Source organism: Pontimicrobium sp. MEBiC01747 (assembly GCF_053601635.1).
This window is the reverse complement of sequence record NZ_JBSHNS010000107.1, coordinates 1-24,954: the sequence shown is the minus strand read 5'-3', so window position 1 is coordinate 24,954 and position 24,954 is coordinate 1. Positions and strand designations below refer to the sequence as shown.

General features: G+C 32.0%; 24 protein-coding genes and 1 pseudogene. 20 read left to right on the top strand and 5 right to left on the bottom strand.

Annotated features, from left to right (window positions below; all coding sequences use genetic code 11):
* Positions 1-542 precede the first annotated feature (542 nt).
* The 11 genes from ACVC2P_RS02375 to lspA all read left to right on the top strand — a co-directional run bounded on the left by ACVC2P_RS02375 (position 543) and on the right by lspA (position 11,639).
* Complete coding sequence (locus ACVC2P_RS02375) at positions 543-1,289, top strand: electron transfer flavoprotein subunit beta/FixA family protein (RefSeq protein ID WP_452596882.1); 747 nt, start codon at positions 543-545, stop codon at positions 1,287-1,289.
* A gap of 105 nt (positions 1,290-1,394) precedes the next feature.
* Positions 1,395-2,357: an electron transfer flavoprotein subunit alpha/FixB family protein gene (locus tag ACVC2P_RS02370; RefSeq protein WP_452596881.1), complete on the top strand. Its 963-nt coding sequence runs from the start codon at positions 1,395-1,397 to the stop codon at positions 2,355-2,357.
* 162 nt (positions 2,358-2,519) lie between these two features.
* Entirely contained in the window at positions 2,520-3,134 is a 615-nt protein-coding gene (locus ACVC2P_RS02365) for a bifunctional nuclease domain-containing protein (RefSeq protein WP_452596880.1), read from the top strand.
* Positions 3,135-3,143: 9 nt separating this feature from the next.
* Entirely contained in the window at positions 3,144-4,862 is a 1,719-nt protein-coding gene (locus ACVC2P_RS02360; RefSeq protein ID WP_452596879.1) for a nucleoside transporter C-terminal domain-containing protein, read from the top strand.
* Positions 4,863-5,012: 150 nt separating this feature from the next.
* Positions 5,013-5,837, top strand: coding sequence for a thymidylate synthase (locus ACVC2P_RS02355; protein ID WP_452596878.1), 825 nt, complete (start codon positions 5,013-5,015; stop codon positions 5,835-5,837).
* A 103-nt stretch (positions 5,838-5,940) separates the two neighbouring features.
* Positions 5,941-6,810: an energy transducer TonB gene (locus ACVC2P_RS02350; protein WP_452596877.1), complete on the top strand. Its 870-nt coding sequence runs from the start codon at positions 5,941-5,943 to the stop codon at positions 6,808-6,810.
* Positions 6,811-6,866: 56 nt separating this feature from the next.
* Positions 6,867-7,775 carry a dihydrofolate reductase gene (locus tag ACVC2P_RS02345; RefSeq protein WP_452596876.1) on the top strand — a complete coding sequence of 303 codons (909 nt, stop codon included), beginning with the start codon at positions 6,867-6,869 and terminating at the stop codon, positions 7,773-7,775.
* A 12-nt stretch (positions 7,776-7,787) separates the two neighbouring features.
* Entirely contained in the window at positions 7,788-8,534 is a 747-nt protein-coding gene (locus ACVC2P_RS02340; RefSeq protein ID WP_452596875.1) for a class I SAM-dependent methyltransferase, read from the top strand.
* Positions 8,535-8,600: 66 nt separating this feature from the next.
* Positions 8,601-10,157: an NAD(P)/FAD-dependent oxidoreductase gene (locus ACVC2P_RS02335; protein ID WP_452596874.1), complete on the top strand. Its 1,557-nt coding sequence runs from the start codon at positions 8,601-8,603 to the stop codon at positions 10,155-10,157.
* A gap of 88 nt (positions 10,158-10,245) precedes the next feature.
* Complete coding sequence (fabD, locus tag ACVC2P_RS02330; protein WP_452596873.1) at positions 10,246-11,139, top strand: ACP S-malonyltransferase; 894 nt, start codon at positions 10,246-10,248, stop codon at positions 11,137-11,139.
* A complete protein-coding gene (gene lspA / locus ACVC2P_RS02325; protein WP_452596872.1) occupies positions 11,139-11,639 on the top strand; it encodes a signal peptidase II in 501 nt (166 codons plus the stop codon). The genes fabD and lspA overlap by 1 nt, the downstream gene beginning before the upstream one ends.
* A 68-nt stretch (positions 11,640-11,707) precedes the next feature.
* Here lspA and ACVC2P_RS02320 read toward each other — a convergent pair whose 3' ends face one another.
* From ACVC2P_RS02320 to ACVC2P_RS02305, 4 genes are all read right to left on the bottom strand, one after another.
* Entirely contained in the window at positions 11,708-11,899 is a 192-nt protein-coding gene (locus tag ACVC2P_RS02320; RefSeq protein WP_452596871.1) for a hypothetical protein, read from the bottom strand.
* Between the two features lie 166 nt (positions 11,900-12,065).
* Positions 12,066-13,343, bottom strand: coding sequence for an amidohydrolase family protein (locus ACVC2P_RS02315; protein ID WP_452596870.1), 1,278 nt, complete (start codon positions 13,341-13,343; stop codon positions 12,066-12,068).
* A gap of 4 nt (positions 13,344-13,347) precedes the next feature.
* Positions 13,348-14,358 carry a UDP-glucose 4-epimerase GalE gene (gene galE / locus ACVC2P_RS02310; protein WP_452596869.1) on the bottom strand — a complete coding sequence of 337 codons (1,011 nt, stop codon included), beginning with the start codon at positions 14,356-14,358 and terminating at the stop codon, positions 13,348-13,350.
* A 196-nt stretch (positions 14,359-14,554) separates the two neighbouring features.
* Positions 14,555-15,712 carry a DegT/DnrJ/EryC1/StrS family aminotransferase gene (locus ACVC2P_RS02305; protein WP_452596868.1) on the bottom strand — a complete coding sequence of 386 codons (1,158 nt, stop codon included), beginning with the start codon at positions 15,710-15,712 and terminating at the stop codon, positions 14,555-14,557.
* A gap of 71 nt (positions 15,713-15,783) precedes the next feature.
* On the opposite strand from ACVC2P_RS02305, the gene ACVC2P_RS02300 reads away from it, so the two are divergent.
* The 5 genes from ACVC2P_RS02300 to ACVC2P_RS02280 all read left to right on the top strand — a co-directional run bounded on the left by ACVC2P_RS02300 (position 15,784) and on the right by ACVC2P_RS02280 (position 20,977).
* Complete coding sequence (locus ACVC2P_RS02300; protein ID WP_452596867.1) at positions 15,784-17,019, top strand: 3-deoxy-D-manno-octulosonic acid transferase; 1,236 nt, start codon at positions 15,784-15,786, stop codon at positions 17,017-17,019.
* Between the two features lie 107 nt (positions 17,020-17,126).
* Positions 17,127-17,525, top strand: a complete 399-nt coding sequence (locus ACVC2P_RS02295) for a hypothetical protein (protein ID WP_452596866.1) — start codon at positions 17,127-17,129, stop codon at positions 17,523-17,525.
* Positions 17,526-17,826: 301 nt separating this feature from the next.
* Positions 17,827-19,080, top strand: a complete 1,254-nt coding sequence (gene metK / locus ACVC2P_RS02290) for a methionine adenosyltransferase (protein WP_452596865.1) — start codon at positions 17,827-17,829, stop codon at positions 19,078-19,080.
* Positions 19,081-19,441: 361 nt separating this feature from the next.
* Complete coding sequence (locus ACVC2P_RS02285) at positions 19,442-19,876, top strand: hypothetical protein (RefSeq protein WP_452596864.1); 435 nt, start codon at positions 19,442-19,444, stop codon at positions 19,874-19,876.
* Between the two features lie 153 nt (positions 19,877-20,029).
* Entirely contained in the window at positions 20,030-20,977 is a 948-nt protein-coding gene (locus ACVC2P_RS02280) for an ADP-ribosylglycohydrolase family protein (protein WP_452596863.1), read from the top strand.
* Here ACVC2P_RS02280 and ACVC2P_RS02275 read toward each other — a convergent pair.
* Positions 20,974-21,729 (bottom strand): annotated as a pseudogene (locus ACVC2P_RS02275) (IS110 family transposase). The gene ACVC2P_RS02280 and the pseudogene ACVC2P_RS02275 overlap by 4 nt on opposite strands.
* 423 nt (positions 21,730-22,152) lie before the next feature.
* Here ACVC2P_RS02275 and ACVC2P_RS02270 point away from each other — a divergent pair.
* The 4 genes from ACVC2P_RS02270 to ACVC2P_RS02255 all read left to right on the top strand — a co-directional run.
* Positions 22,153-22,644: a hypothetical protein gene (locus tag ACVC2P_RS02270; protein WP_452596862.1), complete on the top strand. Its 492-nt coding sequence runs from the start codon at positions 22,153-22,155 to the stop codon at positions 22,642-22,644.
* The gene (locus ACVC2P_RS02265; protein WP_452596861.1) at positions 22,641-22,901 is read left to right on the top strand and encodes a hypothetical protein; all 261 of its coding nucleotides are present in this window, start codon (positions 22,641-22,643) and stop codon (positions 22,899-22,901) included. Before ACVC2P_RS02270 ends, ACVC2P_RS02265 begins: the two co-directional genes overlap by 4 nt.
* Positions 22,902-23,053: 152 nt before the next feature.
* A complete protein-coding gene (locus tag ACVC2P_RS02260; RefSeq protein WP_452596860.1) occupies positions 23,054-24,511 on the top strand; it encodes a serine hydrolase domain-containing protein in 1,458 nt (485 codons plus the stop codon).
* Positions 24,512-24,660: 149 nt separating this feature from the next.
* Positions 24,661-24,954 (top strand): Crp/Fnr family transcriptional regulator (locus ACVC2P_RS02255; RefSeq protein ID WP_452596859.1); only part of this gene is annotated, 294 nt, incomplete at its 3' end.

The following is a 24,954-nucleotide window of genomic DNA, read 5'->3' as shown; positions in this document are numbered from 1 at the left end:
AATAGTTTTAAATTTAGTTAAAAAAGACTTTTTTTATACTTTAAGTAAAATTCATTAATCATTGCTATGAAAAACCACTTCTTTTCTTTTTATATTACTAATTGTATTTTAAAATAGAAGATATCAATATTTATGAAAAAGAAGGTAATCCATGCCTACAAATATCTAATATAAAAGACAACAGTCTATTTATTGAAATTTTTTCTACCTCAGGTAAATTAATCCTCGAAAAAACAACATTGGAGAATAATAAAATAAAGATTGATTATTATCCTTCAAGTCTATATAGAATAAAGGTATTTGATAAAGATCATAGAAGTAAATTATTTAAATTTTTAAAAACATAAATAACCACATTTTATTTTTCTTATAAATTTACTATGCGTGCATAGTATTTATTACAAATAAAATAATTATCTTCGTAACCTCAATAAATTAGACCTCTTTTAGAGGAAAATAAAAATTAAAAATTAGCTATAAATAGCAGTTACTATATCGTTTTAGTAACGTTTTATAGTTAAAGCAAATAAAATCAAAAAAATATGAAAATCTTAGTGTGTATTAGTCACGTTCCAGACACTACATCAAAAATTAATTTTACTGATGGTGATTCTAAATTCGATACCAATGGTGTTCAATTTGTTATTAACCCAAATGACGAATTTGGTTTAACACGTGCTATGTGGTTTAAAGAAAAACAGGGAGCAAGCGTAGATGTTGTTAATGTTGGGGGTCCAGAAACTGAACCTACACTTCGTAAAGCATTAGCAATAGGTGCAGACACTGCTATTAGAGTAAATACACCAGCTACAGATGGTTTTCAAGTAGCTAAAGAACTAGCAAAAGTTGTAAAAGATGGTGGTTATGATTTAGTTATTGCTGGTCGTGAATCTATTGATTATAACGGAGGGATGGTACCAGGTATGTTAGCAGAATTAACTGAAGCAAATTATGTAACAAACTGTATAAATTTAGAAATTGATGGTACTAATGCTACAGCTTCAAGAGAAATTGACGGAGGTAAAGAAACGGTTTCTACAACATTACCATTAGTTATTGCTGGACAAAAAGGATTAGTTGAAGAGAGTGACTTACGTATTCCAAATATGAGAGGAATTATGATGGCTCGTAAAAAACCTTTAACCGTTGTAGAAGCAAGTGCTTCGAGTGCAGAAACGACAACACTTAAATTTGAAAAACCAGCTCCTAAAGGTGCAGTTACTTTAGTAGATGCAGATAATTTAGATGAGTTAGTAAACTTACTTCATAACGAAGCTAAAGTAATTTAGTTGTAAACTAAGTTATCCTGAACTTGATTTAGGATCTTTTAAAGTTTACGAAAACATTAAATAAGATTCCTGCCTTCGCAGGAATGACAAAAAAAAGAAAACATTATGTCAGTTTTAGTATATACAGAATCAGAAAACGGAAAATTTAAAAAAACAGCATTCGAGGTCGCATCTTACGCAAAAGCAGTAGCCGATCAATTAGGAACCTCTGTGACTGCTGTAGCAGTAAATGCAAATGATAGCTCAGAACTAGGAGCGTATGGTGTAGATAAAGTATTAAACGTATCTAATGCCGATTTAAATGACTTTAATGCAAAAGCTTATGCAGCTGTTGTAAAACAAGCAGCAGAAAAAGAAGATGCTAAAGTTGTTATCGTTAGCCAAAGTGCAGACAGTAAATATTTAGCGCCAGTTTTAGCAGTAGGATTAAATGCAGGATATGCCTCTAATGTTGTAGAAGCTCCATCAAACACAGCGCCTTTTACTGTAAAACGTACAGCATTTACTAACAAAGCATTTAATTTAACAACTATAGATACAGATGTAAAAATAGTAGGTGTTTCAAACAATGCATTTGGTTTAGTAGAAAATAATGGTAGTGCAACTACAGAAGATTTTTCTCCAGTACTTCCTACTTCAGGTGTTAAAGTAGAATCTGTAGACAAAGCAACAGATAAAGTAACCATTGCAGATGCAGAAATAGTAGTTTCTGCTGGACGTGGAATGAAAGGCCCAGAAAACTGGGGAATGATTGAAGAATTAGCAGATGTATTAGGTGCTGCAACTGCATGCTCTAAACCTGTTAGCGATTTAGGATGGAGACCTCACTCTGAGCACGTAGGGCAAACAGGAAAACCAGTTGCATCAAACTTATACATTGCTATTGGTATTTCTGGAGCAATACAACATTTAGCAGGAATTAATGCTTCTAAAGTAAAAGTAGTTGTAAATACAGATCCAGAAGCACCTTTCTTTAAAGCTGCAGATTATGGTGTTGTTGGAGATGCTTTTGAAGTTGTTCCACAATTAATAGAAAAATTAAAAGCTTTTAAAGCCACAAACGCATAATTTTTTATAAATTTAAGTTTAATTATCAAAGGGCTGTTTAAATTTAATTTTACAAACTTTAAAGTCATATAAAATTTGTAAAATTACAGTGACAAAAAATCAAATCTGTAATTTACAGTTGGTAAAGTCCAAATTTAAACAGTTCTTTGCGTTTTATAAACTATGAGTCTAGTACGACTAAATATTAAAGGAATATCATACAGCCAGACACAAAATGGCGCTTATGCATTGATATTAAACGAAGTAGATGGAGACAGAAAGCTCCCTATTGTTATTGGTGCTTTTGAAGCCCAATCTATTGCTATTGCATTAGAAAAAGAAATTAGACCTCCAAGACCGCTTACTCACGATTTATTTAAAAACTTTTCTGACCGTTTCGATATAGTTGTAAAACAAGTTATTATACACAAACTTGTAGATGGAGTATTTTATTCTAGTTTAATTTGCGAACGTGATAAAATAGAAGAAATTATAGATGCAAGAACTAGTGATGCTATAGCTTTAGCATTACGTTTTCAAGCACCAATTTTTACTTATAAAAATATTTTAGATAAAGCTGGAATATATTTAAAAGTAGATCCTACCAAAGAAGAAGAAACAGAAGAAGACAGTATTTTAGTAGAAGATATTCTTAACGAAGATCTAGAACCTACACCTTTGCAAGACAACTACGCAAAACACTCCCTTGAAGATTTACATAACTTATTAGACGAAGCCGTAAACAATGAAGATTATGAAAAAGCCGCTAAGCTTCGTGACGAGATATCTAAACGATAACTAACAATTATGAAAAATTTTATTTTAGCTATTGCAGCTATCTTTTTTGGAATACATGCGCTTTCTGCTCAAGACATTAATAAATCATGGCAGTTTGAAAATATTCAAAATGAAATAGGAAACACTTTATTTTCAGTTAGCGAAAACGATATTTTAGAATTAAAAAATGGAGAGTTTAACTATTCGCTAGAAGCCAAAGATAATTTAAAAGCATCAGGAGATTATATTTTTCAAAATAATCTGTTAGTATTTTATTACAATACACCAAACGATACTATTCGTAGATATAAAATCACAGAATTTACAGACTCTACTTTAGTCTTTAAAGAAAAGAATATTAAGTATTCTTTTTCTACTCCAAAAGACATAAATACAGAAGAAGCAGTTCTTGTATCTACTACAGAAAATAATACAATTATACCTAGTCAAGGCTTTTCATTTAATAGTCTATGGAGAGGTATTATAGGGATGTTTTCTTTAATTTTTATAGCCTTTTTGTTTAGTAGTAACAGAAAAGGTATTAATTGGAAAACTGTTGGTATTGGTTTAGCATTTCAATTAATAATTGCTATTGGCGTTTTAAAAGTAGGATTTATTCAAAAAGTATTTGAATTTATAGGCCAAAAATTCATTGATTTGTTAGAATATACTAGAGCAGGTAGTATTTTCCTTTTTGGAGATATTATGGATGTTAGTTCCTACGGATTTATATTTGCATTTCAAGTATTACCAACTATTTTATTTTTCTCTGCCTTAACGTCTGTTTTATTTTACTTAGGTATAATACAAAAAATAGTAAAAGCGATGGCTTGGTTACTATCTAAAGTTTTAGGAATTTCTGGAGCAGAAAGTTTAAGTGTAGCTGGAAATATATTTTTAGGACAAACAGAAGCACCACTACTTATTAAAGCTTATTTAGAAAAAATGAATAAGTCTGAAATTCTTCTAGTTATGATTGGCGGAATGGCAACAGTAGCCGGAGCCGTTTTAGCAGCATACATAGGTTTTCTAGGAGGAGATGACCCTATATTAAGATTACAATTCGCAAAACACTTATTAGCAGCTTCAGTAATGGCAGCACCAGGTGCAATTGTTATTTCAAAAATATTATACCCACAAACTGAGAAAATCGATACCGACGTTACAGTTTCTCAAGAAAAAATTGGCTCAAATATATTAGATGCTATTGCTAACGGAACAACAGAGGGTTTAAGATTAGCTGTAAACGTGGGTGCAATGTTACTTGTGTTTGTTGCATTTATAGCCATGGTTAATGGTATTTTAGGTTGGGTTGGTAATGTTTCTACACTAAATACTTGGGTTGCTGCAAACACACCATATCAAAGCTTATCTCTAGAATTAATTCTTGGTTATGTTTTTGCACCTTTAATGTGGTTAATGGGTGTAGCAAAAGAAGACATGGCTTTAATGGGCCAATTATTAGGTATAAAATTAGCAGCTAGTGAATTTATAGGATACATACAATTAGCAGAACTTAAAAATATAGCAAGCGCAATGCATCTTACTTATAACAAATCTATAATTATGGCAACCTATATGCTTTGCGGATTTGCAAACTTTGCATCTATAGGAATACAAATTGGAGGTATTGGGTCGTTAGCACCAGGGCAACGAAAAGTATTATCTAAATTTGGATTAAAAGCTTTAATAGGCGGAACAATAGCATCACTTATCTCTGCAACAATTGCAGGAATGATTATTGGCTAAACAAAAGATATACAGTAAAGGTTAACTTAGTTAATAACTTTTAATATTATAAAGGATTGAGTTTATTAAATTCAATCCTTATTTTTTTATTTTTAACCCTGAAAAATAAGCGTTTAATTTAATGAGACTCCCATACCATGGGAAGTGTTTATGAAGCAGTATCACGATTTAGTAAAACACGTTTTAGAAAACGGAAACGAAAAAGGAGATAGAACAGGAACAGGAACAAAAAGTGTATTTGGACACCAAATGCGATTTGACCTTAGTAAAGGTTTTCCTATGGTAACAACAAAAAAGTTACATTTAAAATCTATTATTTACGAACTCCTTTGGTTTATAAAAGGGGATACAAATATTAATTACCTTACTGAAAATGGTGTGAAAATATGGAACAGTTGGGCCGATGAAAATGGAGACTTAGGCCCTGTTTACGGACACCAATGGCGTAACTGGAATAGCGATGACATAGATCAGCTTAAAGATGTTATTGAAACACTTAAAACAAATCCAAATAGCAGACGCATGTTAGTCTCTGCATGGAATCCTTCGGTATTACCAGATACTTCTAAATCATTTAGTGAGAATGTAGCTAATGGTAAGGCTGCCTTACCACCATGCCATGCTTTTTTTCAGTTTTATGTAGCAGATGGTAAATTATCATGTCAGTTATACCAACGTAGTGCAGACATTTTTTTAGGTGTTCCATTTAATATTGCATCTTACGCCTTATTAACGATGATGATGGCACAAGTTTGCGGTTACGAAGCAGGAGATTTTATACACACTTTTGGAGATGCACACATATACAGTAATCATTTTGAACAATTAGAACTGCAATTATCTCGCGAACCACGTCCATTACCAACAATGAAAATTAACCCAGAAGTAAAAGATATCTTAGATTTTAAATTTGAAGATTTTACGCTAGAAAATTATAATCCACATCCACATATTAAAGGTGCAGTAGCAGTTTAAGCTTTTGTACTTTTACAAATAATTAAAAGGCTTTTCTTTTACTACAAAAGAAAGGCCTTTTCAATACATAGTTCCCCTATTTAAACTATATAGTATACCATTTATGAAGTTATTATTATCCTCTATCTTGTACTTATTAAGCTTAACAACTTTTGCTCAAGAGCAATCTCCAGAAGACAACAAACTTATTGAAACGCAAGAACTAAATACAAACGATACTGAAGAAAAAACTTTAGAGGAAATTGAACGTGTTCCCTTATTTAAAGGTTGTGACGAAAGATTGGATAACGACGGGTTAAAAAAATGCATGAATGAGAATATTAAGTTTATTGTCTCTAAAAACTTTAATATCCATATCGCTAAGGATCTAGGTTTAAAACCAGGCAAAGCTAAAATCTCCTGTTTTTTTAAAATAGATACTAATGGAGAAATTACAGCTATAAAAATACGTGGACCACATCCTAAATTAGAAGCAGAAGCCATTCGTGTTTTAAAATTAATTCCGAAGTTAAAAAAACCAGGTATGCAAAAAGGGAAAGCCGTTATTGTACCATATTACTTACCTATTCAATTTATAGTTGAAAAGCAGAGTAAAAGTAACAAAAAAAATAGCATTGAAATAACTACAAAACCAGACACCTACCCTGTCTATAAAGGTTGCGAAGATGAACTTACTAATGCCGATATTGAGAAATGCACCACAAAGAAAATAAGTGACTTTATACAACTTAGCTTCGATGGCGAATTAGCAAGCAAGCTATTACCACAAGCTAAAACCACTAAATTTCAAGTTAACTTTATAATTAATAAAAGAGGAAAGGCTGAAAAAATAACAGCTAAAGCTAACGATATAGAAATAGCAAAGGAAGCAATAAGAGTTTTAAAACGACTCCCTAAATTAAAGAAACCTGGTTATAAAGATGGAAAACCTGTTAATGTTCCTATGGGAATACTAATGACTATTTATTTTTGATTTCTAATTATTGCTTTATTTTTAAAAACATTAAATTTACATTATATATATAATTTATGTTCGGGAAGAAAAAAGTAAAACCACAAATAGATCAAGAGCAATTAGAACTTATTCAAAATGCGCAACGTCGTATTAAGCAAAAAAAACGCTTATACGTTCATTTTGTTATTTTTTTAATTGGAGCACTCTTTTTAGTTCTCGCAAATACGCTTTTAGGTATTGGAGACACTGTAACATTCTTTGGTACAGAATGGTTTGTATTTGCCATACTTCTCTGGTTGTTTTTTCTTTTATATCATATTTTTAATGTTTTTATTACTCATAAATTCATGGGAAAAGATTGGGAAAAAGCACAATTAGATAAATTAGTAGCAAAACAAAAAGTACGTATAGAGAAGCTAAAAACACAATTAAAAAAAGAGGATATTCATATTGCAAAGACAGAAGTCTACAATAACGAACTAAACACAAAAATGCAGAACGTTACTATAATAGTAGCTGCAGCTGAAAATAATGCTATTGGTAAAGACAATAAACTTATTTGGCATTTAAAAGACGACCTTAAACGCTTTAAAGCCTTAACATCTGGACACCATATTATTATGGGCCGTAAAACATTTGAAAGTTTCCCCAAACCTTTACCAAATAGAACACACGTAGTTATTACTAGACAAAGTGATTACAAAGTACCTGAAGGTGTTATTACTGTTGACTCTTTGGAAGCTGCACTAAAAGTTGCTAAAAATGATGAAAGACCATATATTATTGGTGGTGGGGAAATATATAAACAAGCCATGTCTATAGCAGACTCTATAGAGTTAACTCGTGTACATGAAAGTTTTGAAGCCGATACTTTTTTTCCAGAGATCGATGAAAATATTTGGGAGGAAATTGCAAATACTTTCCATACAAAAGACAAAGATCACAAACATGTCTTTTCTTTTTTAACTTACAAAAGAAGATAAGATTCTATACTAATGGTTAATTACAAAAACAAATTAACAACATCAGATACTAACACACCAGCGTTTACTGAAAATGATTTTCCGTTAGATTGGTCAATGACTAGAAACGAACGTTATGGTTTTATTCATGTTTTACAACATGTAAAACCTAAAATTTCAATAGAAATTGGCACATATAATGGCGGAAGTTTACAAGTAATAAGTAAATATTCTGAAAAAGTTTATGCTATAGATACCGACTCTACAATAGTAGAACGTTTAGGTTCAAAATTCTCTAATGTTGAATTTTTAATAGGAGACTCTAAAATACTAGTCCCCAAATTAATACAAGATTTACAAGCTAAAGGAGACTCTATAGAGTTTGCTTTAATAGATGGAGACCATAGTACTGAAGGTGTTGCCGCAGATATTAAAAATTTATTAAACTATAAACCATTAAAGAGTTTACATATTTTATTACACGATAGTTTTAACCCTAGGTGTAGAAAAGGAATGAAATTATACAATTACAATGAGAATAAACATGTACACTATGTTGAATTAGATTTTATTTCAGGTGTATTTGCACCAGATAATTTAAATAGACAAATGTGGGGAGGTTTAGCGTTGATTATTATGTTAGCCGAAAAACGTTCTGCTCAGCTTCAAGTACACCAAAGTCAATTAAAATTATATAATATAGCCTACAAACACTCTATACATTTTATAAAAAACTCATTGTCTTTTTTAAAACCAGTTGTTCGTTTATTTAGAAAGTAAAACGACTAGAAAAACTACGCTAAAGTATAATAATATAAACCGCCTAATTTTCCCTAATTTTGTGCTATGGTAAAAGAGATTCAACTTCGTATTACACTAAAAGACGAAGAACGTAGCGATATATTATTAATTAAGGCAGCATATCATTTAGATATTCCTAAAGAAGCTATTACAGGAATAAAAGTATTACGTAAATCTATAGATGCACGTAAACCTAAAATTATACTTAACTACAAGGTTGCTGTATATATAAAAGAAGCTTTACCAAAACAATCCGAATACCAATTTGATTATAAAGATGTTTCTAAAGCCAAACCAATACATATTGTAGGTTTTGGCCCAGCAGGTATGTATGCGGCATTACGCTGCATAGAATTAGGATATAAACCTATTGTTTTAGAACGTGGAAAAAATGTACAAGACCGCCGTAGAGATTTAAAAGCAATAAACCAAGATCATTTTGTAAACGAAGATTCCAATTACTGTTTTGGAGAAGGTGGAGCAGGAACGTATAGCGACGGAAAATTATACACTCGCAGTTTAAAACGTGGTGACGTTCGTAGAATTTTCGAAAACCTTGTATACCATGGAGCCACTGAGCAAATTTTAATAGATGCGCATCCACACATTGGAACGAACAAACTTCCTAAAATCATTCAGAATATCCGTGAAAATATTATAAAATATGGTGGCGAAGTTCATTTTGAGACGCGCGTTGTAGATTTTAATATAAAAGATAATTCTATAAAATCTATGATTCTTCAAAATGGAAATGAGTTAGATACAGAACGTGTTATACTAGCTACAGGCCATTCTGCAAGAGATATTTTCTATTTATTAAAAAATAAAGAAATTGCTATAAAATCGAAGTCGTTTGCTATGGGTGTTCGCGTAGAACATCCACAACATATTATAGATTCTATACAATACCATTGTTCTGGAGCGCGCCATGAGTTATTACCCGCAGCAGCTTATAGTTTAGTACAACAAGTAAACGAGCGTGGTGTATATTCTTTCTGTATGTGTCCTGGTGGTTTTATTGTACCAGCAGCTACAGCCAATGGAGAAGTTGTTGTAAACGGCATGTCTCCTTCTCGAAGAAATAACAAATTTGCAAATTCGGGAATTGTAGTAGAAATTAATGCAGAAAAAGATTTAAAAAAATACGAGCAATTTGGCGAATTAAAAGGTTTAGAGTTCCAAAAAGATTTAGAGCGTTTAGCATTTACCGCTGGAGGCAGAAGTCAAGTAGCACCAGCCCAGAGATTAACCGATTTTGTAGAAGGCAGACTGTCTAACGATTTAAACGAAACATCTTATCAACCTGGCTTAAAATCTGCGCCAATGCATTCGTTACTACCTAAATTAATTGGCGGACGCTTACGAAAAGGGTTTGCTGCTTTTGGTAAAAAAATGAAAGGCTATTACACAGAAGAAGCTAACATAATAGGTGTAGAATCTAGAACCTCTTCTCCTGTAAATATTCCAAGAACGGACACTTTAGAGCACCCACAAATTTCAAATTTATTCCCTTGCGGAGAAGGTGGCGGTTATGCAGGTGGCATTATTTCGGCTGCTATGGATGGCGAACGTTGTGCAGAAGCGGCTATTAAAGGGATCTAACATTCATATACCTTAAAGACTTTCAGTAATATAATCTTTAGTCTATAAAAATATTATTCCTATTTTTGCAGCACTAAATTAAAAATTAATGAACGCATATATATTTCCAGGTCAAGGTGCTCAATTCTCAGGAATGGGCTTAGACTTATACGAGAATTCTCCAGAAGCTCAACATTTATTTGAAGACGCTAATGAAATTTTAGGATTTCACATCACAGATATCATGTTTGAAGGTTCTGCTGAGGCCTTAAAAGAAACTAAGGTAACGCAACCTGCAATATTTTTACACTCTGTAATATTAGCAAAAACGCTAGGAAACTCTTTTAAACCAGATATGGTTGCTGGACACTCTCTAGGGGAATTTTCTGCATTAGTTGCTAATGGAGCTTTAACCTTTGAGGATGGTTTAAAATTAGTATCGCAACGTGCTTTAGCTATGCAAAAAGCATGCGAAATGCAACCTAGTACTATGGCTGCCGTTTTAGGTTTAGATGATGATATCGTAGAAAAAGTATGTGCTACTACTGATGGGATTGTTGTTGCTGCAAACTATAATTGCCCAGGGCAGTTAGTCATTTCGGGAGAAATAGAAGCTATTAATGCTGCTTGCGAAACATTAAAAGCAGAAGGCGCTCGTCGTGCATTAGTATTACCAGTTGGTGGTGCTTTCCATTCACCAATGATGGAACCTGCAAGAGAAGAATTAGCGGCTGCTATTGAAAACACTACGTTTAGCAAACCAAATTGCCCAATTTATCAAAATGTAACGGCAAATGCTATTATAGATGAATCTGAAATTAAAGCTAATTTAATCTCTCAATTAACTGCTCCTGTACGCTGGACACAATCTGTACAACAAATGATAGCTGATGGCGCTAACTCGTTTACCGAAGTTGGTCCAGGTAAAGTATTACAAGGTTTAGTAAGAAAAATAAATAGAGAAGCGCAAACAGCTTCAGCAACGTTTCAAAGTAATTCTTAATGAGTTCTAGATCTCTTTTTATAAGTTTCCTTATTATTTTAAATATTGTACTAGATCAAGTGTCTAAAATTTGGGTTAGAGCAGATGTTGTTGCTGGAAGCAGAACAGAGCTTTTAGGACAATATTTATCGTTACATAATGTAGAAAACGATGGTGCTTTTCTAGGTTTAGGAGGAGACTTTAGCCCTGTATTAAAAATAATATTGCTTAATGTTTTACCTATTGTAGTTTTAGGTTTTGTACTCATTCATCTTTTTAGAAATAAAGCTTTAGATAGAGCTTCTGTTATAGGCTTTGCTTGTATTGTAGGTGGTGGTGTTGCCAATGTATACGATAGAATACTCTATGGCTCTGTCACCGATTTTTTACATATAGATTTAGGTGGTGTTTTTAGAACAGGAATTTTTAATCTTGCAGATGTTTCTGTAATGGTTGGAATGGGCTGCTTATTACTTTCTAGTTTTAAAAATAGAAAAAAGAAAACTCAAGTAACTGAATAATTACACAAGATTTAGACAACATATTATAATAAAAAACCTCGATTTAAAATCGAGGTTTTTTATTATTTCTATCTAGCTAAAATACAATCTTTACAGTCTTTAACTTCTCCGTAATACGTTTCTCTATACTTGTGAAGTGTTTTAATAGGCATGCCTAAAAATAGTTTTTTAACATACGTTACTTTTGCGTTTAGTCTACCCATTTTAGGGGCAAATCTGTTCTCTTGTTTGGTTTTTCTTTTAATTTTTATCAGTTTCATAATATCTATTGCATTAGCCACAAAGAAAGCAAGATAAATAACTAATGCCAAAAACTAAACGTTAAGCTATTGTTAATCAATATTTTGAATGTGATTATAACAATACAATAGTGTTATTGTTACATATTTACTAATGATAAGGGTTAAAAATTATGAGACCGATAATTTAATTTTTATAAATTTTTCCTTCTTTCATAACAAAAACGACAGTTTCCATTGTTTTTATATTTTTTAATGGATTATCATCTGTGGCAACAATATCTGCAATAAACCCTACTTTTAGTTGGCCTATTTCGTTTTCCATACCTAATAGTTTAGCATTTGTTATTGTTGCACTTTGTATTGTTTCTATTGCTGGCATCCCAGCTTCCATCATGTAACCAAATTCTTTACCATTATTGCCATGTTTAAAAACACCTGCATCTGTACCAAAAGCTATTCCCACTCCTTTTTTATAAGCTTTTCCAAAAGTTCCTTGAATTTTTGGTCCTACTGCTAATGCTTTAGGGACTATAATGTCTGGGTAAAACCCTTTAATTTTTGCCTTCTCCTCTACTTCTTTCCCTGCTGTTATGGTTGGCACTAAATAAGCATCATGTTTTTTCATTAGCTCCATGGTTTCATTACTCATATAAGTACCATGTTCTATTGTTTTTACACCTCCTAAAATAGCACGTTGCATGCCTTCGTCTCCATGTGCATGCGCAGCAACATGCATTCCGTAGTCTTTTGCTGTTTCGCAAATGGTTTTTATTTCTTCTAGGGTAAATTGTGGGTTACTTCCACTTTTTGCTACACTTAAAACCCCGCCTGTTGCTGTTATCTTTATACAATCTGCTCCATTTTTATAGCGTTGTCGCACAGCTTTTTTGGCATCTTCTACACTATTAACCACGCCTTCTTTTGGCCCAGGGTCCCCTACCAAATCTTTTCTATTACCGTTTGTTGGGTCTGCATGACCTCCTGTTGTTGCTAGAGATTTTCCTGCTGTAAATATTCTGGGGCCTTCTACTTTTCCTGCATTAATAGCATCTCTTAAAGAGACATTAACACCACTGCCTCCTAAATCTCTTACTGTTGTAAAACCAGAATACAATGTTTCTTTTGCAAAAACGGTTGAGTTAAATGCAATATCTGCATCATCTAGTGTGTATTTTTCTAAATATTTTTTTGGATTACTTTCGCCTTCTAAATGCACATGCATATCTATAAGGCCAGGCATTACTGTTTTAGATTTTAAATCTACTATTATTGTACTAGCATCCTTTGGTTGCGTATAGCCTTTATTAATTGCTATAATTTTGTTACCAGAAACGACTATAGTTTTGTTATGCTCTATAGTTCCTTTTTCTGTGTTTATTAATGTCCCACAATACAGATAAGTATCTTGTGCATTAATGGTTATGGAAAGCAATAGTACTAATAGTAAAATAAAACGTTGCATAGGCTTATAGTTTTTGTTGCCAATTCCAGGCGGAACGCATGGCATCATCTAATGTAGATTTTGCTGTCCAACCTAAAACGGTATTAGCTTTAGTAGTATCGGCATAAGCAGTAATTACATCTCCTTTACGGCGCTCTACTATTTTATAGTTTAATTTTTTATTTGAAACACGCTCAAAAGATTCTATAACTTCTAATACAGAACTTCCTGTTCCTGTTCCTAAGTTAAAAACTTCATAATTGGTTTCGTTTTTATCATGTAGCAAGCGTTGTAAAGCTACCACATGTGCTTTTGCCAAATCTACTACATGTATATAGTCTCTAATACAGGTACCATCTGGTGTAGGGTAATCGTTTCCAAAGACAGACAATTCTTTTCTAATACCGTGCCCAGTTTGTGTAATATAGGGTACCAAATTTTGTGGTACACCTATTGGTAGCTCTCCTATTTTTGCAGATTGATGCGCACCTATTGGATTAAAATAACGTAATGCTATGGCTTTAAAATCTGGATTAATTTTACAGACGTCTTCTATAATATTCTCGCCAATTTTTTTAGTATTCCCGTATGGTGATTCTGCTGGTTTTATTGGCGCATTTTCTGTTATAGGCATCTCATCTGCTTGGCCATATACAGTACATGATGAGCTAAAAATAAAATTAGATTGTTCTATTTTTTTTAATTCTTGTAATAGATACACTAATGTATTAATATTATTTTCGTAATACATTAAAGGGTTTTCTACGCTCTCGCCAACGGCCTTACTTGCAGCAAAATGAATAACACCTTTAATGTCTTGATGCGTTTTAAAAAAGTCTTGTACCTTTTCTTTTTCTTTTAAATCTAACTTGACAAAACTGGGGGCTTGTTCTGTGATAGCTGTAATATTTTCCAGAACTGTTATAGAGGCGTTTGAAAGGTTATCTATTATAATTACTTCGAATCCTGAGTTTTGAAGTTCTACAACTGTATGCGAACCTATAAAACCTAATCCTCCTGTTACTAATATTTTCATTATGCTCTAAAGCTAGATGTGTTTATTACTTATTTATGCGACAAACAATTTCTTAAATAGATAAATTTGTCTTGGTTTTGCGAGAGGGATGGTAACGGCATCCTTTTTAATCACTTTTTTTTGTGGTAAAACAAAAAAGTGATTAAAAAGATACAGTGGACAGCCTGACTTTTGCTTTTTCTGCAAAAGGCTCGCCCTAATTATTATCTATAAAATTAATGACCGTTTTAGTTATAAAGTCGATTTGCTCATCGTCTAATTCGGTATGCATTGGCAACGAAATCACTTCTTTTACTAATTGATTTGTTACTTTAAAATCTTCTTCTTTATAACGAGTATCTAAATAGGCTTTTTGTTTGTGTAAAGGAATTGGATAATATACACCACAAGGAATGCCTTGTTCGTTTAAGTGTTTTGCTAAGGCGTCTCTGTCTTTTCCTTTTATTTTTAATGTGTATTGATGAAATACGTGACAATTACAAGTATCGCAAATGCCTTCGCAGTTATTTACTTTTTTTGGGGTTATAATGTTCGTATGGTTAGCAAAAGCGGCATTGTATTTAACTGCTGCGCGTCTTCTTGCTTTATTATAACTATCTAAATGTGGTAGCTTTGCATCTAAAACTGCTGCCTGTATAGAGTCTAAGCGAGAGTTTACACCCACCACATCGTGATGGTAACGTATGTACATCCCATGATTTACAATACCTCTAATGATATGTGCTAAATCGTCGTCGTTTGTAAATATAGCGCCTCCGTCTCCGTAGCAACCTAAGTTTTTTGATGGAAAGAATGATGTTGATGCCACATGCCCTATTGTTCCAGACATAACCTCGTCTCCGTTACTATACTTATATTTTGCACCTATACCTTGTGCGTTATCTTCTATAACATACAGGTTATGTTCTTTTGCTATTGCCATTATAGCTTCCATATTTGCACATTGCCCAAATAAATGTACTGGCACAATGGCTTTTGTTTTTGGCGTTATTGCTTTTTTTATTGCGTCTACATCTATATTAAATGTTTCGGCATCTACATCTACTAACACTGGTGTTAGGTTTAGCAAGGCTATAACTTCTACTGTTGCTGCAAAAGTAAAATCGGCAGTAATAACCTCGTCTCCTGGTTTTAATCCTAATCCCATCATTGCTATTTGCAATGCATCTGTACCATTGGCACATGGAATAACATGTTTTACTCCTAAATAATCTTCTAGATTCTTTTGAAATTGATGAACCTTTGGTCCATTTACAAATGCTGTAGTTTCTAAAACTTCTTGTATAGACTCGTTTACAACATCTTTTATACCTATATACTGACCTTTAAGGTCAACCATTTGAATTTTTTTCATACCACACGAAATTACAAAATTCATTATTGTTAAACAATGAATTATGTATTTTAGCACAAACGTTTTTAAATTTGAACACACTCTACACTTTTGGGATTTATTTGGCTGGTTTTATACTAAAAATCATTTCTTTTTTTAATACAAAAATTAAGCTAGGTGTTATAGGGCGTTCTAACACGTTTAAAGTTTTAGAAGCTGGGCTTTCTAAAACCGATAAAACATTATGGTTTCATTGCGCATCTCTTGGAGAATACGAACAAGGTTTACCCGTTTTTAAAGCTTTAAGGCAAGAGTACCCCGATTATAAAATTGTGTTATCTTTTTTCTCTCCTTCTGGTTACCAAATACGTAAAAACTCGCCTATTGCAGATATTGTTATTTACTTGCCACTAGATACACCTACTAACGCAAAGCGTTTTTTAAATCTAGTAAACCCAGAATTAACCGTGTTTGTAAAGTATGATATTTGGCCAAACTTTTTAAAAGAATTAAAGCATAGAACATTAAAGGCCATTTTAATTTCGGCAACTTTTAGAGCCAACCAATCGTTTTTTAAATGGTACGGCAAACAAACACGTGAGGCCTTATTTGCTTTTCATCATATTTTTACTCAAAATGAAAGTTCTAAATTACTTTTAGAACGTATAAACTACACTTCTACTACGGTATCTGGCGACACTCGTTTTGATAGAGTTACTAGCCAATTACAACAAAATAATACTATAGATTTTATTAACAATTTTAAGCAAGATCATTTATGTGTTGTTATTGGTAGTTCTTGGCCTGAAGATGAAAAGTTATTAATTAATTATATCAATACTGAAGCTCAACCAAATACTAAATTTATTATCGCACCTCATAATATTAAAGCAAATCAAATTAATCATTTAAAAGATAGTATTAATAAGCCTTGTATTCTATTTACGGGAAAGGAGGGTAAAGATTTAAGCAAGTATCAAGTTTTTATTTTAGATACCATTGGTTTACTTAGTAAAGTGTATAATTATGCAGATATTGCATACGTTGGCGGCGCTATGGGCAATACAGGGTTACACAATACTTTAGAAGCAGCCGTTTTTGGGGTTCCTATAATTATTGGTGCTAATCATAAAAAGTTTCCTGAGGCTCAGGACATGATAAATAATAATGGCATGCTCTCTATTACTAACCAAGAGGAACTTAATAAAGCTTTAACTTCATTTATTAATGATACCGAAAAGCGCATACTTTATGGTAAACAAAACCAGCTTTATATTGAAAAAAATAAAGGTGCCTTGATCCAAATTCTTAATTTTTTACGTATTTAAGCTGTAATATTTGTCTTTTACCGACAATATGTTAAAAACTGTTAAAAAAAAGAGCTGTTTTTAATTTACAAAATGTTAAATTTACCGCTCATTAAAAACTTAAACCAATGAAAAAATTATTATTAAGTGCTGCTTTATTATTAGCACTAAGTGTATCATTCACTTCTTGTAGAGACGTAAAAGAAAACACAGATTCTGCTGGAGATGCGATAGAAAACGCTGCTGAATCTGCTGGAGACGCTGTTGAGGACGCTGTTGAAGCTACTGGAGAAGCAGTAGATAACGCTGCTGAAGCTACAGAAAATGCTGTAGATGCTGCAACCGATGCTGCTGGTGACGCAATAGACGCTACTAAAGAAGCTGCTGACAAAGCTGTTGATGCTGTAGAAGATGCTGCTAAAGATGTTAAAGATTCTGCTGTTGATGCTGCAGATAAAGCGGCTGAGAAAGCTGACAAAGCTGTTGACGATGCTAAGAAAAAAATAGACGGTTTAAAAAAGGAATAGTTTTTTACTCTCTATAATTATAGAAAAGCCTTTGTTAACGCAAAGGCTTTTTTGTTTCTATACAACAACGTTAATTCTTCTGTTTAAATTTTTAGCAATAATGTTATTTGTAGTTTTAATATTATACGTATTTTTGCATCCATATAATATAAAGAGGAAGGATTTGACTGATTGCAACCTCTAGTTTCTAAGGTATTAAGAAACAGTTTCGAATAGCGTTCGAGATTAAAAAATGCTAAAGGCAGTGTAAACTTCCTTCGACGTTTTCGTCAAATCCTCTGACTAAAATAATTTTAAAAGAATGGCATATTTATTCACCTCAGAAAGTGTTTCTGAAGGACACCCAGATAAAGTAGCAGATCAAATTAGTGATGCTTTAATTGATAACTTTTTAGCGTTCGATGCGAACTCTAAAGTCGCTTGCGAAACGTTAGTTACTACTGGACAAGTTGTATTGGCCGGGGAGGTTAAATCGCAAACCTATTTAGATGTACAAAAAATTGCTAGAGATACTATAAACAAAATTGGCTACACTAAAAGCGAATACATGTTTGATGGTAATTCTTGTGGTGTTTTTAGCGCTATCCACGAACAATCGGACGATATAAACCGTGGTGTTGATAGAGAAACTAAAGAAGAACAAGGGGCTGGAGATCAAGGTATGATGTTTGGTTATGCTACTAAAGAAACAGAAAACTACATGCCTTTGGCTTTAGATTTGTCGCATAATATACTTATTGAGCTTGCTGAGTTACGTAGAGAAAATAAAGATATTACTTATTTAAGGCCAGATTCTAAAAGTCAAGTAACTATAGAATATAGCGACGATAATGTACCACAACGTATTGAAGCAATAGTAGTCTCTACACAGCATGACGATTTTGATACAGATGAAGCTATGCTTTCTAAAATTAGAAAAGACATTGTAGAAATTTTAATTCCTCGTGTTGTTGCTAAATTACCCGAGCATTTAAAGGCGTTATTTAACGACGATATTAAATACCACATAAACCCTACAGGAAAGTTTGTTATTGGTGGACCACATGGCGATACTGGATTAACTGGACGTAAAATTATTGTAGATACTTATGGTGGTAAAGGAGCACATGGTGGTGGCGCTTTTTCTGGAAAAGATCCTAGTAAGGTAGATAGAAGTGCGGCTTATGCTACACGCCATGTTGCTAAAAACTTAGTGGCTGCTGGTGTTTGTGACGAAATTTTAGTGCAAGTATCTTATGCTATTGGTGTTGTAGAGCCTATGGGAATTTTTGTAGATACTTATGGTACTTGTCCGTTTAATATGACCGATGGTGAGATTGCAGAGAAAATTGCTAAAATTTTCGATATGCGTCCTGCTGCTATAGAGTCGCGTTTAAAACTGCGTAGTCCTATGTATAGCGAAACTGCTGCTTATGGGCACATGGGAAGACAAAACGAAACGGTTTCTAAAACGTTTACACAACCTAACGGTGCTCCTAAAACTATGGACGTAGAGTTATTTACATGGGAAAAATTAGATTACGTTGATAAGGTTAAAGCTGAATTTGGTTTATAAGTATATAAATAATTATAAATTTTAAAAAAGACCTTTCTAAATGAAAGGTCTTTTTTTTACTCATTACTTATTAATTTAATAAAACCTTCTCTTTAGGTGTATATAAGTAATTTTTGGTCTTCATAATTTGTTAATTTAAAATTACAGATTAACTATTCACCTTTCCTAAAGTCAGTAATAACACATAAACTATGTATCATTATAAGTACTATATATAATAGCTCTTAATTATTTTTTTCTTTAAAACATACTTATATACATTTTTGTTTAAACTCCTAATTATATACAAATTATAAGCGCTTACCCCTTATAATATCTATAATTATTTATAACTTGCGTATATACACTAGTTGGCAAACATATGAGAGAAAGAGTATTCTTAACATTTTGGCTTCTTCTTTTTACAGTTTTTACGAGTTGTACAGAAGAATATCCAGAAAACCTGAAAGTTGGAACCTTTAAAACTACGACTGAATTAAATACTGTGAAATATTTATATCGAAATTTTGATTATCAATACATTTATTCAGAATCTCATCCTGGTGGAAATAAATTATCGAAAATAATCTGGAAAAACTCTGGTTATGAATTGGAAACTATAAATAAAACCAGCAAATTTGATTCCTTAATTCAGACTGTAGTTCTTGAAAAGTACGATAATAATAATTCATTTACAGAAACGACTTTTACAGAAGGAATTGGACTGAAATTCACAACTGAATGGATTAGAATTGACCAATCGCCTGACAAAAAATTGACTGAAATAATGAAAGAAAACGGAATTGAATTTAAATAAATACGATTTGCCAACAACGCATAAAAAAAATTGCTACATTAAGCTTTAATTATAGTCGTTGCTTTTTTACCAACTTCTGATTTTCCTGCGGAAAATCCTCGTCGATAAAATCGCAACTATTTTTATACAAAACCGTTGTACCCAATTTAAAAAATGAACATTTCTGATAGATTTATAGGCTGTATTTTAGGAGGAGCGATTGGAGATGCTTACGGAAGTGCTTATGAAAATATTGCTAAAAAAGAGAATGCTGAAACTACCTATTATCCTTTTGGAAAACCTGAAATAAAAACACCTGAATGGAGAATAACTGATGATACTCAACTTACTCTTGCTACTTGTGAAACAATGACTGAAAATGAAATATTAGATGCGAAGTTCTTTGCAGATAAATATTTAGAATTTTACAAGTCAAGAAAAACAACAGGAATTGGAGCAAGTACTTTAAAAGCAATGCAAGAGCTAGAAGTTGGCGGACATTGGAATTTGGTTGGCAGAAAAGGAGAATTTGCTGCTGGAAATGGTGCAGCAATGAGAATTGCACCTTTAGGGTTTGAACCTAACATTTCAAGAAATACAATTAAAGATATTTGCAATATAACTCACCAAAACGATGAGGCATATGTAGGTTCATTAAGCATAATTATTGCTATTCAATCGATAATAAATAAAACCTGGACAGGTAAAGAGAATCTATTGCAAATAATAATAAACGAAATTCCTGACACAAGAGTTCGAGATAGATTAATTGACATTGATAACATTAATTGTGACTTGTCAAAAATAGGAGAATTTGGAAATGATGGTTATGTGGTTAATTCTGTTCCATTAGCTATTGCTTTTGCCAGTAAAGTAAATGATATTGGATTATGTCAAATGTATGAACAGATTATAGAACTTGGTGGTGACACAGACACAAATTGTTCTATTGCTGGACAAATTGCAGGAACTTTAATCGGGATAAAAAAAATACCGAATGAACTAATTGACAAGCTAAAAGATTTGAATGAATCTGATTGGATTTATAGAACAATTAATAAATTTATAGAAAAGAAAAACTGGGTACAACAAAGAACTGAGTTAAAAAACAAGCAATTTTAAGCTAATCTTGAAACAAAGTTTTCATCATAAGGTAATCCACTTTTTGCAATAGCAAAAGTTTGTTTTAATAACTTATTTGCTACTGCTATTAATGCTAGTTTTTTACTCTTGCCTTTAGCAACTATTCTGTCAAATAATGCTGTTTTATTCCTATTCCTGGAATAGTTTGTAATAATGTTAATTGATGTTGTTGGTCTTGTTTTACTAATTCTAACAATCTATCTTCTAATAATTTCATCTCTTTTTTTAAGTGATATAAATTTCTTTTTAAAGAACGATAAACTGTTTTTTGATGGAATACCTAAAACATTTTCACCATGTAGTTTATTTTTTGTTGCTGTGCTCTTTTTTACATAACTATCCAGTAATCTAAACAACTGTAAGCATTCTTCCTGAATATCTGTTAAGGCATTATAAAGTGGCACTTCGTTTATTGTATCATACTCACAAATTGCTTTTGCATCGCTCTTATCGGTTTTTACTTTTGCCAATTTCATCTGGATAAATCGCTTAACACTTAAAGGATTTACAACCGAAACTACAACTCCATTTTTATATAAAAATGGAGCCAAGCGATAATGATAATAGCCAGTAGCTTCCATAACTACTAATGCCTTTTTTGGTAAACTTTTTAAAAGTTGTTTAAAACCAGATTCATCATTTTTTAATTCAACATGACCTTTAGATTTACTGTAAATATCAAATACAGATTTACTAATGTCAATACCATAAATTTTTCTATCTTTAATCATAAGAACTGAATTTCGGAAAGTACAGATGCTACTCACATTTCAACAACTTGAAAACGAGATCTAGGTCTTACAGAACTGAACGAAGTTTAGGTAGTTAAAGGGAGAGGATTATCAATGTTGTCGAAGTCTTAACTTCTCCGTGTATAGTAATCTTATTTCTCTCTTTTGTTCTTTCTATTTTATTATATAAATTTAGTGAAAGACAAACTTAAGACGCACATAACCCATAGTTAATCAGTTAATTAATCGAAGTCAAGGTATATTTGGAAAGTCGCCGAATTTTTAAATTTGACGATTTCCAATAAAAAAGATAAATAGTAAAATTTAAAAATCTGGCTTGTGCTTAATCGAAAAATAATCGCTAATTTAACACGCTACAAGACATATACAAGACCGTTGTACGCAAGCTAAAAACAGAACTAATTGAGAATTTTAGATTGGATAAAAAACAAAGAAATTAAATCGGAATTTGAAAAAGCATTTTCTGACTTAAAGAGAATGGGAGAAATTAAGCCAAGTGCGAAAAAGGCTTATGAATTACTTCGCGAATTAGACTTTAATACTTCTGACTCGCAATCTGAATTGTTGATTTCGGAATTTAATAAGATTCAATATCAATCGAATACCAATAGCTTCTTTTACTTCTATTTTCCGATTGTAACTCACATTTTATATTACAAACCAAAATATGAGAAAGACATTTTAGGATATTTAATCGAACCAAATTTTGCAAATGGAGATACAGAAACGAAAGATTTGATTCCATTAATCAAAAATACAATGGAACTTAAACTGTCTGAAAACAAAAATTATCTAACTAAAGAAAGTAAAGATTGGATTCTAAATGAGTTACCTAAAATGGAAGAAGAAGTCGAAAGAGAAGTACAAAAGTGCTGGAAAGAACTAAATGAATGAATTACTATAAACGAAATTGGAATGAAACACGTGGAGACCAATATGATAGTTGGGGAAAATCTATTTGGTACTTTGAGACGGACGATAAAGGAGTAGTCTTAAGACAAGTTGAGGCGTACGAGAATGGAAAAGTCCTGAAATATGATAACCAAAATATTGAAGATGAGTTTGGTGGACTTGCAGACCAAAATCTTGATTTGAATGAATTTGTGGAGTTTTCGATAGAAAAAGAAGAGTTTGAAAATAAATGGAAATAAAAGCCAGCGTACAATAATAGCTATAATTCATTGTGATTATGTGTCACATCAAAATAAAAGTATTAATCAATTACTGATTTCTCAGCGGAATAATCCTGCGGATGATTCCACAACGAAATCATAGCCGAAACCGTTATGCACAATTTAAAAAAATGAAATACACATATTTAACATTAGCCTTTTTAATCATTATATCTGGATGTAAGCCTTCCGAAAAACTATTAAAAAAGAAAGATGACAAACAAAATTTAATAAATTTTCTGTTCCAAGACTACATTGGTGAAAAACCAAGTGCAAGTTTTATTGTTATAAAAGATGGTAAAATAAAAGATTGCCAAAGTTTTGGATATGCAGATTTAGAAAATAAAATTCCTGCTAATTGTGAAACTAATTATAGACTTGCATCTGTAACAAAACAGTTTACAGCGATGGGTATATTAATTTTAATAAATCAAGGAAAATTAAAATACAACACTAAATTAACAGAAGTAATTCCTGAATTTCCCGAATATGGGAAAGAAATTACTATTAAAAACCTATTGTCTCATAGATCAGGTTTGCAAGCTTATAATAAACTATATCCAAAAGACGCAGAAAAACAACTTATTGATAAAGATGTACTTAATCTTCTAATAAAACAAGACAGCCTTTTGTTTCCTGCAAATTCTAAATACAAATACAGTAATTCTGGTTATGCTGTTTTAGCTATGATTATAGAACGAGTTTCTGGCAGAACATTCCAAAACTTTATAGGCGAAGAAATTTTTGAAAAACTAGACATGACCAATAGTGTAGTGTATTCAAAAGATATACAGATTAAAAATCGAGCCTATGGTTATAAATTAATAAAAAGTAAATACAAAAACAGAGACCAAAGTAAATGGTCGGCGATTCAAGGTGATGGCGGTATTTACTCATCTGTAAGCGATTATGCAAAATGGGATGAAAGTTTATATAATGCAACACTAGTTAGTAAAGACTTAATAAATGATGCTTTCTCAAATTGGGATAAAAATGGGAAAACTGATGGAAAAGGCTATGGGTTTGGTTGGCAAATTGAGAAAAAAAACGGTAAAAAATACTTAATGCATGGAGGAAGCTCGACTGGTTTTTTAAATACTACTTTAAGAGTACCTTCTGAAAAGATTACTGTAGCTATATATACAAATAACGGGAGTTTAGGTGGCTTAAAAAGAAAAGCTTTAGGTTTAGCGAGTCTCTTTTCAGGTGACCAAATACCCATGCCTACAGAAATTGCACTTGAAAAAGATATTAAGGATAATGGAATAGAAAATATCACAACTAAATTTAAAGAAATAAAATCTAACCCGAGTAAGTATGATACCATTGAAGAGGGGCTTATTAGATTAGGCTTCAGTTATTTTAAAAATGAGCCCGAAAAGTCACAAAAAGTGTTCGAATTAATTACAACTGAATTTCCAAATTATTTTGGAGGATACTATGGACTAGGACAATACTATGCGTACAAAACGGAGGGTAATAATAAGTTGGCTATAGAAAATTATAGAAAAGTAGTAGAACTGAATCCATCAAATGAACAACGACTTGTTAATCGTTCTAAAAATATGATTCAAAAATTAAGTAAATAAAAACTGTGCTTAACAATGCTATAAATAATTACTTGTTCTTGCCCACTTCTAAAAAATCCTTATGAATTTTAAGTTTAGTATGTGCTTTAAAAATTAAGTATTAACCTACGTAACTACTAATAGCTTAAATTGCAAGCAATAATTAAATAATGAATGAATTAAGTAAAATACTAAAAGAATTAATTGGATTAACAGAAAGCGAATGGGAGGTATTTGCTAATCAATTAAAAAGACAAAAGCACAAAGCTAAAACCATATTAATAGACGAAGGTAAAACGGCAAAGTCCTTGTACTTTATTGAATCTGGGTTATTTAGAACATATAAAAAAATAGACGATAAAAATATTACGACCTATTTTGCTTGCGATAAGCAATTTGTAACCGTTTTTAACAGCTTTATAAACCAAATACCTTCGTCGGAAGTTTTAGAAGTTATTGAAGAT